This window comes from Stutzerimonas stutzeri KOS6 (assembly GCF_000307775.2).
GTDB lineage: Bacteria > Pseudomonadota > Gammaproteobacteria > Pseudomonadales > Pseudomonadaceae > Stutzerimonas > Stutzerimonas stutzeri_B.
This window is the reverse complement of the sequence record NZ_KK020677.1, coordinates 521,095-534,190: the sequence shown is the minus strand read 5'-3', so window position 1 is coordinate 534,190 and position 13,096 is coordinate 521,095. Positions and strand designations below refer to the sequence as shown.

11 protein-coding genes and 2 pseudogenes are annotated in these 13,096 nt (G+C 63.2%); 4 read left to right on the top strand and 9 right to left on the bottom strand.

Annotation, left to right across the window (positions count from 1 at the left end):
- Positions 1 to 4: 4 nt before the first annotated feature.
- The 8 genes from B597_RS42820 to B597_RS42785 form a co-directional block, all read right to left on the bottom strand.
- On the bottom strand, positions 5 to 208 hold the full coding sequence (locus tag B597_RS42820; RefSeq protein ID WP_010792188.1) for a YgaP family membrane protein: 204 nt from the start codon (positions 206 to 208) through the stop codon (positions 5 to 7).
- A 20-nt stretch (positions 209 to 228) separates the two neighbouring features.
- A complete protein-coding gene (locus B597_RS42815) occupies positions 229 to 1,767 on the bottom strand; it encodes an efflux transporter outer membrane subunit (RefSeq protein ID WP_014819572.1) in 1,539 nt (512 codons plus the stop codon).
- Positions 1,764 to 2,882: an ABC transporter permease gene (locus tag B597_RS42810; RefSeq protein WP_014819571.1), complete on the bottom strand. Its 1,119-nt coding sequence runs from the start codon at positions 2,880 to 2,882 to the stop codon at positions 1,764 to 1,766. The genes B597_RS42815 and B597_RS42810 overlap by 4 nt, the downstream gene beginning before the upstream one ends.
- Positions 2,883 to 2,886: 4 nt before the next feature.
- Positions 2,887 to 4,056 carry an ABC transporter permease gene (locus tag B597_RS42805; RefSeq protein ID WP_014819570.1) on the bottom strand — a complete coding sequence of 390 codons (1,170 nt, stop codon included), beginning with the start codon at positions 4,054 to 4,056 and terminating at the stop codon, positions 2,887 to 2,889.
- Entirely contained in the window at positions 4,053 to 5,825 is a 1,773-nt protein-coding gene (locus tag B597_RS42800) for an ATP-binding cassette domain-containing protein (protein WP_014819569.1), read from the bottom strand. The genes B597_RS42805 and B597_RS42800 overlap by 4 nt, the downstream gene beginning before the upstream one ends.
- Position 5,826: 1 nt before the next feature.
- On the bottom strand, positions 5,827 to 6,867 hold the full coding sequence (gene hlyD / locus B597_RS42795) for a secretion protein HlyD (protein WP_014819568.1): 1,041 nt from the start codon (positions 6,865 to 6,867) through the stop codon (positions 5,827 to 5,829).
- A 27-nt stretch (positions 6,868 to 6,894) separates the two neighbouring features.
- Positions 6,895 to 7,320 carry a hypothetical protein gene (locus tag B597_RS42790; protein ID WP_014819567.1) on the bottom strand — a complete coding sequence of 142 codons (426 nt, stop codon included), beginning with the start codon at positions 7,318 to 7,320 and terminating at the stop codon, positions 6,895 to 6,897.
- 184 nt (positions 7,321 to 7,504) lie between these two features.
- Positions 7,505 to 8,113, bottom strand: a complete 609-nt coding sequence (locus B597_RS42785; RefSeq protein ID WP_014819566.1) for a TetR/AcrR family transcriptional regulator — start codon at positions 8,111 to 8,113, stop codon at positions 7,505 to 7,507.
- A gap of 283 nt (positions 8,114 to 8,396) precedes the next feature.
- Between B597_RS42785 and B597_RS42780 the strand changes: the two genes are divergently transcribed.
- The gene (locus B597_RS42780) at positions 8,397 to 9,293 is read left to right on the top strand and encodes a LysR family transcriptional regulator (protein ID WP_010792197.1); all 897 of its coding nucleotides are present in this window, start codon (positions 8,397 to 8,399) and stop codon (positions 9,291 to 9,293) included.
- A gap of 362 nt (positions 9,294 to 9,655) precedes the next feature.
- On the opposite strand, the pseudogene B597_RS47730 reads toward B597_RS42780, so the two are convergent.
- Positions 9,656 to 9,845, bottom strand: a pseudogene (locus B597_RS47730) (hypothetical protein).
- Between the two features lie 304 nt (positions 9,846 to 10,149).
- Here B597_RS47730 and B597_RS47725 point away from each other — a divergent pair.
- The 3 genes and pseudogenes from B597_RS47725 to B597_RS47450 form a co-directional block, all read left to right on the top strand.
- Positions 10,150 to 10,527, top strand: a pseudogene (locus B597_RS47725) (PAS domain S-box protein); the annotation flags it as partial.
- The gene (locus B597_RS47720; RefSeq protein WP_226925009.1) at positions 10,519 to 10,893 is read left to right on the top strand and encodes a winged helix-turn-helix domain-containing protein; all 375 of its coding nucleotides are present in this window, start codon (positions 10,519 to 10,521) and stop codon (positions 10,891 to 10,893) included. The pseudogene B597_RS47725 and the gene B597_RS47720, both read left to right, overlap by 9 nt.
- 316 nt (positions 10,894 to 11,209) lie before the next feature.
- A partial coding sequence (locus B597_RS47450) for a VCBS domain-containing protein (protein ID WP_031323737.1) occupies positions 11,210 to 13,096 on the top strand: 1,887 nt, incomplete at its 3' end.

Genomic DNA, 13,096 nt, shown 5'->3' with positions numbered 1-13,096 from the left:
GCGTTCACTCGGGTTTTCGCATCGGGCAAGTGCTGAGGCCGAGCAGGCGATAGCCAGGACAGCGGCCTGCCAGGCCGGTGAGGAGTGGCATGATTCCAATGAGTCCCAGCCAACGCCAGGATGAGTCCAGCCACAATGGGAGACTGAGCAAAATCAGTCCGATGACGATGCGCACAATGCGGTCGAGATTTCCAACGTTGATTTGCATGACGGTCTCCTTGTGTTGAATCAGCGGCTTGAAAACGCGACGGGGGCGGCAGCGCCCCGCAGCGGATGGGTTGCGGTCGATGCCGTCGTGGATACGTCCCAGCCACCACCAAGGGCCTTGTACAGCGCCACCAATTGCACGGCGGCGTTGGTATGCGCCCGCGCGGCTGCGGTTTCCGCCTCGTGCAGGCTGCGCTGGGCTGCCAGCAGTTCGACCAGGGCGATGTCGCCCGCGGCGTAGCGGGCCTTGGCGTGGCCGTAGCTCACGCGCGTGGCATCCAGTGCCATGCCGCGGCGCTCCAGTGTGTCCAGCCCGCCGTGATAGTCGCCCAGCGCGCGCTCGGCATCGCCCAGCGCCGCCAGCACCGCCTGCTCGTAGGCCAGCGCAGCCTGCCGCTCGGCTGCCTCGCGTGCCCGAATTTCGGCTCGCACGCGGCCACCGTCGAACAGGCGCCAGGAAATCAGCGGCAGGATGGAAAAACGCGAGCTGGATGCATCGAACCAATTGCCCGTACTGAGCGCCTGGAACCCGCCGCCGACACCGATGGAGAGTTTGGGGAACAACTCGGCTGTGGCCACGCCGATGTCGGCGGAACTCGCTGCCAGGCGACGTTCCGCAGCCAGCACGTCAGGGCGTCGGCGCAGCATATCTGCGCGCTCGCCCACCGGCAGCGCCCGCAGCGTGCTCGGCGTCAAGGGGCCATCAAGCAGTGCCAGCTCCCGCTCCGGCGGTGCGCCCAGCAGCACGCCCAGGCTGAGCACCGCGGCGCGCTGGCGCGCCTGGATATCCGGGATAAGCGCGTTGGCTGCTGTCCATTGGGCGTACGCCGCCTCCACGTCGGCGGCCGACGCGTCGCCCAGCGCATGCCGCAGGCGCACCAATTCCAAGGTCTGCTGCAGCGTATCTAGCGTGGCCTGTTGTGTGTGCAACTCGTAGCGGGCGCCGGCGGCGGTGAACCAGGTGCGCGCGACCTCGGCCACGATGCGCATGCGTACGCCCTGTGCCTCGGCTTCGGTCGCCTCCAGGCGGGCGCTGGCGCCTTCCATGGCGCGCCGCTTGGCCCCAAACAAATCGGCTTCCCAGGCCGCGTCGAAGCCCGCATCGTAGATGGTCTGCGTGGCGTCAAGACCGGGGATGGAGCCGATGGGCAAGGGGCCGTTCTCGCTTTGACGGCGCCGGTTGACGCTCGTGCCAGCGCCGACGGTGGGCAATGCCTCGCCGGCCACGCGATCGCGCAGGGCGCGTGCCTCATCGATGCGTGCCGCAGCCTGGCGCAGATCCAGGTTCTGTGCCAGCGCCGTGGCCATCAGGCGGTCGAGGATCGGATCGTCCAGTGCAGACCACCAGTGGCTCAAGTCTGCGGACTGGGATTCGCTTGCCAACGGCAAGGTCCAGCCGCTGCCGACGTCGACCGGCGGCGGCTCGCGGTAGTCGGGGCCCACGGTCGCACAGGCAGTCAGCAGCACGCAGGACAGGGCCAGCGCGAGCGGACGCACGCGCCCTGGGGTCAGGCCGGTGACGGTTGCGCGAAGAAAGGGAGTGCGGGTCTTGGATTTCATTGCAGGCGTCCTCGGACGAATACGGTGGCCATCGTCAGCGTGGCAAGGGCGATGACCGCCAGCGGCCACAGGCTGGCGAGAATGTCACCGGGCGGCATAGCCTTGAGAAAGCTGCCTTCGACGATGATGAGGAAGTGGGTTAGCGGAATGGCCTGGGCCAGCCATTGCAGGACGACAGGCATGTTTTCCACAGGCGTCGCAAAGCCGGACATCAGCACCGCCGGCACGCCGATGGCGAACGCACCCAGGATGGCCTGCTGCTGGGTCATGCTGACCGCGGAAATCATCAGGCCGATGCCGACCACCGACAGGATGAACAGCACCAGGCTGGCGAGCAGAAGTGCAAACGAGCCAGTAAACGGGATGCCGAACAGGAATACGCCTGCGCTGATCATGAACAGGCCCAGCACGGTGCCAATTGCGAGTGCCGGCAGTGATTTGGAAATGATGATTTCCGGCGTTGAAGTGGGCGACACCAGCAATTGGTCGAAGGTGCCAAGCTCGCGTTCGCGTGCAATCGACAGCGAGGTGATGAGCAGCGCGCTGAACAGCGCCAGGATGCCCGTGAGGCCGGGCACGATGAACCAGCGGTAGACCAGATTCGGGTTGAACCAGTGGCGCACGACCACTGGCGTCGGTGCCTGGGCGTCGGGCACGACCTCAGCGCCGACATCGGCGGCGATGGTAGACAGATAGGCCACGGTGATCTGCCCCGAGTTGCTGCGCCGGCCATCGACCAGTACCTGGGCGCGGCCACTTTCGCCGGCAGCGATGGAGCGCGAGAAATCCACCGGGATGGCGAGCGCGGCGATCACCTCGCCACGGTCGATCAGCTCGTGCAGCTGCTGCTGGCTGTCGACATGCCGGACGTGGGTGATGAAGCGCGCGCTGTCCAGGCGCTGTTCCAACTCGTGCGACCAGCGCCCCGCATCCTGATCGTAGACGGCGATATCGACGTTGCGCACTTCCAGCGTCGCAGCAAAGGCGAACACCAGCAACTGCAGGATCGGCGGCACGAACACCACCATCCGGCTCCGCGGGTCGCGCAGGACGCTGAGCACTTCCTTGATGAACTGGGCGCGCAGGCGGGTGAACGAGAATGCGGAAGTCAACATCGCGTCACTCCAGGTTCTTGCGCGTGGCGCGCTTGGCGATCACGAAGAACAGCACCCCGATCGCCGCCATGGCCGCAAGGTTGGGCAGGAACACGGCCCAGATGTCGCCGGCCAGGAACACCGTCTTCAGCGAATCGACGAAGTAACGCGCCGGAACCAGCCGGGTGATGGCCCGGATTGGCGCGGGCATCGCGTCGATCTCATATAGAAAGCCCGACAGCATGAAAGCCGGCAGAAAACCCGTGAACAGCGCGATCTGCGCGGCCAGGAACTGGTTGCGTGCCAATGAGGAAATCAGCAGACCCTGACCCAGCGCCGGTACCATGAATACCGCCGACAGCAGTAGCAGCGCCGCCAGCGAGCCTCGCATCGGCACGCCGAACACGAACACCGCCAGCGCCGCCGCACCCAGTGTGGATAGCATGCCGAGCACGAAATACGGCAGCAGCTTGCCGATCAGGATTTCGGCCACCGAGGCGGGCGTGGACAGCACCGCCTCCATGGTGCCGCGCTCCCATTCGCGCGCCACCACCAGTGCAGTCAGCATGGTGCCGATGATGGTCATGACGATGGCGATGGCACCGGGAATCAGTGCGCGGCGGCTTTCCAGCTCGGGGTTGAACCAGTAGCGCGGTTCCAGCATGACGGCCTGCGCTGGTGCTCCGACGTCCAGTCCGGCACGCCAGGACTGGACCACGCCGCGGGCGTAGTTCTCGACGTAGTTGGCGGTATTGGGGTAGGAGCCGTCGGTGACGATCTGCACCAGCGGCTCGCTGCCACGCTGGGCCAGCCGCTGCTCGAAATCCTGCGGGATCACCACGTAGCCGCGCAGGTCGCCTGAGACCAGCTGGTCGGCCACTTCGCGCCGGTCATGGGCGAAGTGGGCATCCAGGAACTTTGTGCCGGCAAAGGCCGCCGCAAGCTCCTGCGCTGCAGCGCCGGGCGACTCCAGCACCACGCCGACGCGGACATCCTTCGCATCCAGCGACACCGCATAGGCGAACAGCAGCAGCAACACCACCGGCAGCACGAACGCGATCAGCAGCGTCGAGGGGTCGCGCAGCGCCTGGTAGCTTTCCTTGGTGACCAGGGCGATCAAGCGCCGCAGATCAAAATGGCGCAGGTCGGTCTGCTGTGGTCCATTCCCGTCCTTGTGCTTTGTGGTGCCGTTCATGTGGCGGCCTCCAGCTCGCGGTCCGCCGACTCCACCAGGTGAATGAAGGCGTCCTCCATCGTCGGGTCGGGTCGTTCGGAGCTGACCGCCGAACGTTTGAGCGCGTCGGGCGTATCCAGCGCAATCAGTTGCGCACGCGAGAGCATGGCCACGCGGTCGCAGTATTCGGCCTCGTCCATGAAGTGGGTGGTGACCATGATGGTCACGCCCTTGCGGGCCAGTCCGTTGATGTGGGTCCAGAATTCGCGCCGGGTGATCGGGTCCACGCCCGAAGTGGGTTCATCTAGGAACAGCACGGGCGGCCGGTGCATCAGCGAACAAGCCAATGCCAGGCGCTGCTTGTGGCCCAGCGGCAGGGAATCGGGCGTGGCGGACAGCCAGTCGCCCAGATCGAAGGTTTCGATCATCTCGGCAATGCGCTCGCGCCGGGTGTTGCCTTCCAGTCCGTAGACGCCGGCCGAGAATTCCAGGTTCTGCTGCACCGAGAGCAGGCCGTAGAGCGAAAACTTCTGCGCCATGTAGCCGAGCCGGCTCTTGGCTGCGCCGGTGGCGCGGCGCAGATCATGGCCCACCACATGCGCTTCGCCAGCAGTTGGTTTCAACAGGCCGCACAACATCTTGAAGGTGGTGGACTTGCCGGCGCCGTTAGGGCCGAGCAGGCCGAAGATTTCGCCCTTTTGCACCTCGAAGCTGACGTTGTCGGTGGCGGTGAACTCGCCGAAGCGCTTGGTGAGGTTTCGGCACGACACGGCAATGTCGGAACCCAGCTCAACCGGCGGCAGACGCTCGGCCAGCGTCGAAGTGCCGCCGGGGCCGCCACCGAGCAGATCGATGAAGGCGTCTTCGAAGCGCGCGGGCACCTGCGCCAGCTCCACTCGCGCCTGATCGGACAGGGCCTGGAGCTGCTCCGCTTGAGCGCCCTCGCGCAACACCACGCGCACGCCGGCGCCCTGGATCACGCCATCGCTCACGCTGGGCAGGTCGAGTGCCTGGGTCAGGACCGCTCGGCGCTCGGCACCGACGTCTTCCAGACGGAAACTGCGGCCTTCGAGCTGCGCGGTCAGCTCCTGCGGCGGGCCATCGAACAGGAGCTGCCCTTGGTTCAGCAGCAGCACGCTCTCGCAGCGCTCGGCTTCGTCGAGATAGGCGGTGGACCAGACCACGGCCATGCCTTCATCGGTCAGCGCCTGCACCATGCGCCACAAGTCCTGGCGGCTGACCGGGTCGACACCCACGCCCGGCTCGTCCAGCAGCAGCACCTTCGGCCGCGCCATGAGCGCACAGGCAAGGCCCAGCTTCTGCTTCATGCCGCCGGAGAGCTTGCCGGCCAGGCGTTTGGTGAAGGGTCCGAGCCGCGTGAAGTCCAGCAGCTCGGCAAACAGATCGGCGTTGCGGTCCGCATCCATGCCGCGCAACTGCGCATACAGGCGCATGTTCTCCATCACCGACAGGTCTTCGTACAGGCCAAAGCGTTGCGGCATGTAGCCACTGGCGACATGAATGGCGTCGTTGTCCTTGACCACGTCATAGCCTGCCAAGGTGACGTGGCCGGCGTTCGGCACCAGGAGGCCGGTCAGAATCCGCATCAGCGTCGTCTTGCCGGCGCCGTCGGGGCCGACCAGACCCGTCAGCCGTCCATAGTGGATGCGCGCGCTCAAGCCCCGCAGCGCCTTTACGTCGCCGAAATGCTTGTCCACGTCTTCGATGACGATGGCAGCGTCTTCGCCCGCACCCGCAGGCACGGCGGCGATAGCAGGGCTTGCCTGCATTTCAACGCTCCCCCGCCGGGATACGGGTGCCGGCTTTCGCATCGACCTCGATCGTCACCGGCATGCCCTGGCGCAAGGCACTGTCGCTGTCGGCTTCGTCGATGACGATGCGCAGGCGGTAGACCAGATCCGTACGCAAATCCGTCGTCTCCACCGTCTTGGGGGTGAACTCGGCGCGCGGCGAGATGAAGCCGATCTGGCCGCGATAGACCTTCTCTGATGAATCGCTTTTGACGCGCACCAAAGTACCGGGCGCGATGCGCCCCAAGTCCGACTCGCCCACGTAGGCGCGCACGTAAACCGGCTTGTCCAGGCTCAGGCTGTAGACCGCGCTCTGGCTTGCGACCATGCTGCCGGGCTCCCGCACTCGTGCGATGACGGTGCCGCTACTGGGCGCCATCAACTCGGTGTCCGCCAAGGCTGTCGTGGCTTGCGCTGCGGCAGCCTGTGCGGCCGCAAGGCGAGCTTCTGCCGCGGCGATGTCTTCCTTGCGAAAACCTTCGGATGCTTGCGACAGGGCCGCCTTGGCCGCTTCGACGCCAGCGGCTGCCTGGTCGCGCGCCGTGCGGGCTGCATCGACCGTGCGCTGGCTGCTGGCGCCAGATGCCAGCAGGCCACTCTGGCGCTGGAAATTGCGCTCGGTCTCGGTGGCGAGCGCCTGGGCCTGCCTGAGGGCTTCGCGCGCCTGGGTGATTTCCTGCGGTCGCAGACCGCGGCGCAGCTTGGCCAGTTCCGCCTGCGCCACCTGCACCTGGGCCTGTGCTGCCGCAAGTGCTTCCCGATAGGGTTGCGCGTCAAGCGCCGCCAGGCGCGCGCCCGCGCTGACGGCATCGCCCTCATCGAAAGCCATTTGCATCACGCGCCCGGGCTGACGGAAGGCCAGTTGCACCTCGCGGATGTCGACGTTGCCGTAGAGGCGCAATGCATCTTGTTGTCCATGGTCGCGCGACAACCAGAACGCCAGTGCGCCGCCAAGAGCGAGCACGACGACGGCGATCACGACCCAACGGGTTTTCTTGAAGAGGAGGTTTGGAGTTTTCATCGATGGGTTTCCGCTGGATAAAGGTGCTCAGTGCTCGCGTGCGACCGGCGCATTCGCCGCTGACCGGCGCCAGGCGATGGCCGCTATGCCAGCCCACACCAACGTGCGCAGCGTCATGGCGACCACCGTGCGTCGCTCCCAGGCGCCACCCAGAGCCACATGCACTCCGAAAGCGAGGAACACGAGTGCGGTCGCCACCGTGATGACAATCGCCAACCACGCGGCCCAGCGCCGGCGCATCCACAAGCCGACGCCGGCGACGATGTAGGCGAACCCGGCCAGAAAATTGAACCAGAGCACGAAGGGCACATAGTGGCCGGCGGCTTGGCGCGCCGCGCCGTCGACAAACAGAACGGCGCCGCCCTCCCGAAGAGTGAGCAGACCGAAGCCGATCGCAAGCAGGGAGATCAGCCAGTGCCAGATGCTGCGTTGTGGATGAGTGGTCATCTTCATGGCCTTTACTTGATCGGGGAAACTCCCAGGCCTTCGTCGTCGCGGCGTGCGTGTGCATTCCGCCGGGCGGTCGGGCTGAGTGTTGAATGACGCGGATTCGCGCTGGAGGCGCAACGCGATCGCATGACCGTGGTGTGCCTCTCGGCTGACCGAGGAACTGCGTGGCGGCAGGATGGAAGGCGTTTCATCGGGTGTGCGTGATGCCACGGAGATAGATGGCAAACACGGCTGGCGCGTCGCGGCGGATGCGTGCTACATCGCCCGCCAGCAACGACTGCATCACCAGCCCTTGAATTGTGCCGATGAACAAGACGACGGCCGCGTCCACATCCAGTTCTGAATGCAGCTCGCTTCGCGCCTTACCGGCTTCGAGCAGTCGACGCAACCGCTCACCATATTGACGGGTCAAGGTCTGCACCATTTGCTTGGGCAGGGTCTCCCCCGGCCGCTGTAATTCGCCGAAGAGCATCCTCGGCACCCCCGGGTGCTCGGCCACGAAGTCGATGTGCGTCTTGAAGATCGCTTCAAGAGCTGCGAGGGGGGACGTAGCACCTTCTGCGGCCTTGTCTACTCGAGCCAGCAAGCGTTCCGTAACCCAGGACATCACCGCCTGCAGGATTGCGTCTTTAGTCGGGAAGTGACGGAACAGTGCTCCCTGGGTCAACCCCATGCGCTGCGCGATGGCCGTGGTCGTGATGTCGCTGGGGTTCTGTTCGGCAGCCAAGTCGACCACTGCCTCGACGGTGGCCGCGCGCCTCTCATCAGCCGGTAGATGCCTGGAGCGTCCGCTCATTGCTTGCATCCCAAAAAGTGAGTAATCTATTACTATCTTACCACTGTGCAGCCAGGCCGCAAGAGGGGAAGCACGAAAAAGAGGTCTCGATGAACAGCAGAACTGCTATCTCAGACGGCTGCCAACGGTCGATTTCTAGCGGGCGCAAACGTCGCCCTCCGCACCTCATTGGCGGAAGGGCGCCGGCACATCGCAAGCCTGGCGGGGCGTAAGTGGGCGGGATGTGGATGGAGATGCTGGCGCCCGAGAGGCCGAACCAGAAGAAGACGAACAGGAGGTGGCCTTGGATTTCAGATTGCTGCGCTACTTCATCGCAGTCGCGGAAGAACTGCATCTGGCCCGGGCAGCCGAGCGTCTGGGCATCGAGCAATCGCCTGTGTCACGTGCGATGCGCGACCTAGAAAGCCAGCTTGGCGTGCAGTTGTTCGACCGCAGCACACGCCTGACGCGGCTGACCTGGGCCGGCCAGGTGTTCCTCGGCGAATGCCGGCGCGTGCAGGCCACCGTGGAGCAGGCAGTCAAGAGCGCCAAGGCGGCGGCACAGGGCTACCAGGGCCATCTGCGCATCGCGATCTGCGACGGCCTGGCGCAGCCCCGCATCGCCACCTTGCTGGCACGCAGCCGCGAGGAGGAGCCCGAGATGGAGATTCGCGTCTTCGAGCTGCCGTTCGCGCAGCAGCTCAAGACGCTGCACGACGATCTGCTGGACATCGGCTTTGCGTTGTCAAACGCGGTACATGATGGCCTCGTCGCCGAGCCGGTGTGGACCGATCCGCTGTCGGTGATCGTGCCCGCACGCCACCCCTTGCTGGCACACGTGCAGGTGCCGCTGGCCGAAGCCCTGAAGTTCCCGCTGGTTCTGTGCCATCCCGAATCGGGATCGGGCTGCCGCCATCAGATTCAAGCGCTGCTGCAGGACGCAGGCACGCCGCTCAAGCTGGTCGATGAAGTGACCAGCCTGGGCGTGATGCTGACCCTGGTCGGTGCCGGCTACGGCATCGGCTTCGCCATCGCCTCGCAGGTGCAGACGCTACAGCGCCCGGACATCTCCATTCGTCCCTTGGCCGGCAGCCCACCGGTGCTCTCTACCTACCTGCTGCGCCGCCGGGGCGAACCCTCGGAGCCCATGAAGCGGTTCATCGAGCGGGCGAAAGGCGGGCGGGACCGGGCCTGTCGATGATGAGTCAATCCTTTGAGGACGCAGCTCACCTGTCCGTAGCGGCCTGTGGCGTGATGTGCCAGTGGACAGATAGACTTCGGTATGAAATCCGATGCTCTGGCTGTTGATGGATGTGCTTGGCTCGCTTTGGATCACCCGCAACGGCCTGCGTTGACCAGGCCGAAGACTTGAGTCCACAATCGAGTCCATTCCGTGACGCTTGGATCGGAAAAAACGTTCGTAATAAACGAGTTAGCGACCGGGTGCTGTTCCCTTCGCCCGCTCCAGACACCACACAATAAGGCCCTGTGCTTACAGGGCCTTATTGTTTCTGGCTTTTGGTGGTGTCGAAGAAGTGTCGAAAAGGTCCAGCCGTACTAGCATCAGACGAAAGAAAGCGTCTGGACGACGAGCCTCGGATCGCTATGGATGGCGCGGAGCAACGCCTTTGCCGGTCCGACTGGATCGCGTCGGCTTGCGGATCTCTTTGACCTGCAGCGACTCGACAACGAACTCACGCGAGGGCTGACGTCCGCCACGGTGAATCTCGTCCAGCTGCTGGACGCTTTCCAGAAGATCTTCGCAGCTTGTTTACCTGGAACCTCGACGTTAGACTGCCGTGCCTGAAATAAATATAAATAAAATAATTGTGCTCAGTAGCCAGTAATTTAGACGACCATACAGCTTCATCAAACCAAGCTGTCCCTTGAAGGGATCTCCCCGAGGGGTTCATATGGGCGCCGCCTTGACTTCCGCTTTCTGAGCAAACAATACGGCAAGTATCCTGCAGTTCACTTATGCCTGTTCGTCAACTCCTTCATCGCTCCCCGACAGATTGCTCGCTTCGGCTCCTCTGTGTCCGTTTTTCATTGATGTCATGAAAAATAGTAACTTTGCCGATTACTCGAACATTCTGGACTTCCTGCTTGATGCTATCTGCGTCGTCGACCATGCGACGGGCTGCTTCGTCTCCGTCAGCGGTGCGTGCGAGCGAATTTTCGGCTATACCCCCGAAGAAATGATCGGCAAACCGATGATCGACTTTGTCTTCCACGAGGACCGCCAGAGAACACTGGAAGCCGCCGCAAGAGTCCACGCCGGGTATCTGCAATTTCATTTCGAAAACCGCTACGTGCGCAAGGACGGCGAGATTGTCCATATAAACTGGTCGGCCCGATGGTCGGAGGCGGATCAGAGGCGCATCGCCGTAGCGCGTGACATCACCGAGCGCAAACGCCTCGAGGCCATGCAAGCCTTGCCGCAAGACGTTCCGGAGATCGTGAAACATTGGCAACTATCGACGGCGCCACCGCGACTGATCCCGCCCGGATTCCCACCTATCCCACTTTCCGCGCAAGACCTCACTGTAATGCTGGCATTGGCGGCGAGCGGCGAAGCCGTCAGCCGCAAGAAGATCGTACTCGCCCTAGGTGAAGACTTTCTTGAATATGACCAACGCCGCCTGGACACACAGATGCGCCGACTGCGGCGCAAAGTGGAACAGGCGTGCGGCCTCCAGTTGCCCGTGACGACTCTTCGCGGCATTGGCTACCGCTTCTACGAAGAGATCAAGATCATCCACCGCCCCCTGGCGAGCGGCGTTTCACCCTTGTCAGCCTGACAAGAACGCAAGAGCGCCCTCCCTGCTCAGATTTGCTCAGACACTTTACAAGTGGAAACTCATATCCTCGCGACGAGGTGATTTCCCGAGGAAGTGCGTTTGCCGTGAAACTCGCCTTTTCAGAACGGCATTGTTTTACAAACCGCCTATAAGCTGCAGCGCTATGACCGAGCATCAAAGCCGCTGCGCAAAAATGTCGGCACTCCCTTCCGGAGCGAAGCGTCCCGCCTTCGACACTTAGAAATTTCCGCGCGCCATGTAAGCACGCGAAACATGACCAAGTTCGGTCTAACGAAACCTAAAAATAGAATCGTCCATGGCCACCGACAATATTACAGATACCGTACCGTCGACTGCACAAAACAACTCCGGCCGCAATTTCGCAGGGCTGGATGGCGGTACATTGTTGCGCGATGGCAACAATCTGATATACACATCGGCCAATGGAGAGACAACCGTCATCCCCGACTTCTTCAATGACCCCAAGGCGGTATTTACCGCTCCCGGTTCATCTGTTGCGCTCAGTAGCGAAATACTGCTCGCGAATTTCCCCCACCTCGCGGCAGCGCCGCTTCCGACATCGTCCGGAAGTGACGGCAGCGTCGCCGGCTCGGATGCAGAAATCATCGTCGCCCACGTCAGGGAAGCGACCGGCAGCATTCGGCTGGTTCGCAACAACAATGAAACTGACCTCAAGCCAGGTGATGCCTTATTGGATGGCGACATCATCGACAGCAATGGGGACGGCAAGGCAAAACTCGAATTCGTCGAAACCGAGCCTCAGGACACAAACAAGCCGGTAGTTACCGCAACCATAGGCGCCAACTCAAGCGTGGAGTTGCAGCACGAACTGATCGAACAAGCGGGAGCGGATACATCGACGCTTACCATGGATGTCCGTATCGGCGCGGTCATCCTAGAAAACCTGGATGTCAGCGGCGCTCGTATCTTCATTCGCACCCCGGCGGGGCTGATGGACGGCCGCGGCCAGAACTTTGGCGTTCATGTCAACGCCTCGAATGGCGAAACCACGGTCATGGCGCTCAACTCCAACGTGTCGGCGCTCGAGGGCAATAGCGGAATCTTCATACAGAGCGCCGGCATCGTGTCCCGGATCTCGCTACCGGGCGAGGCGATCGTATTGCAGGCCGGAGGTATTCAGGACGCGCAGCTCGGCGCTCCGACTCCTGCTCAAACCTCTGCGATCTCGCGGCTGACCGAGGGGCCTGGCGCAACGGGTGCAGGCGCCGATCCTGGCTCGTCTTTCACTATCGCAAGTTCCACCAGTGGCAGTGCTCCCGGCAGTTCCTTCGGCAATACGAACTTCGGAAGCCATTCGATCGCGCCTTTTTCCGGTTTCAATGCGGGCGCTCCGTTCTCCAACAGCGCAGCTACGGCGCCTTTTTCCGGCCCCAGCCCTGCCCCCCTCCCCGTCACAACGCCGGTTTTTTCCTCTCCCTTGCCTGCCGCGCCATTTGCGCCCATCAGCACCAGCGTCACTCCCTTGCCCCCACCAGCGGAGCAACCGCAAGTCATCACGCTGATCGGCGGCATCAACACGGCAAAGGTCACTGAAACAGATTCGCCCCTCAATGTCGGCGCAGCATTGACAAGCAACAAAGGCAGCGGACAGTTTCAGGTCCAGACTCAGGTCGCCGGAAGCAACGGCCATGGCGTATTCAGCATTGATGCCAACGGTGTCTGGACATATAGCGCCGATGCGAACAACGCACTCGCCGCCGGTGTCGTGTATTACGACAGTTTTACGGCACTCACCGTCGATGGCACCCCCCAGACCGTCACCGTCACCCTGAACGGTACCAATGATGCGCCGGTGATAAGCAATACGCTCGGCGCGCTGGTAGGCAACGTCAGCGAAGCCGGCCCCTTGGACGATGGCACCGTCGCCACCGGCACGCTGAGCGCCACCGATGTGGACGCCGATGCCACCCGCACCTGGAGCGTGCAGGGCACGCCGAGCACCACCTATGGCGATTTCGTACTCGATGCCGCGACCGGCGTCTGGACCTATACCCTCGATAACACCCTCGCCGCCACGCAGGCCTTGAAGGAAGGCGAGGAAGTCACCCAGACCTATACGGCACGTGTCACCGATGAATTCGGTGCTTACATCGATCAAGTCGTCACGATCACGATCACCGGCAGCAATGATGTGCCGTTGGTCATCAACGCGGCGGGCGCA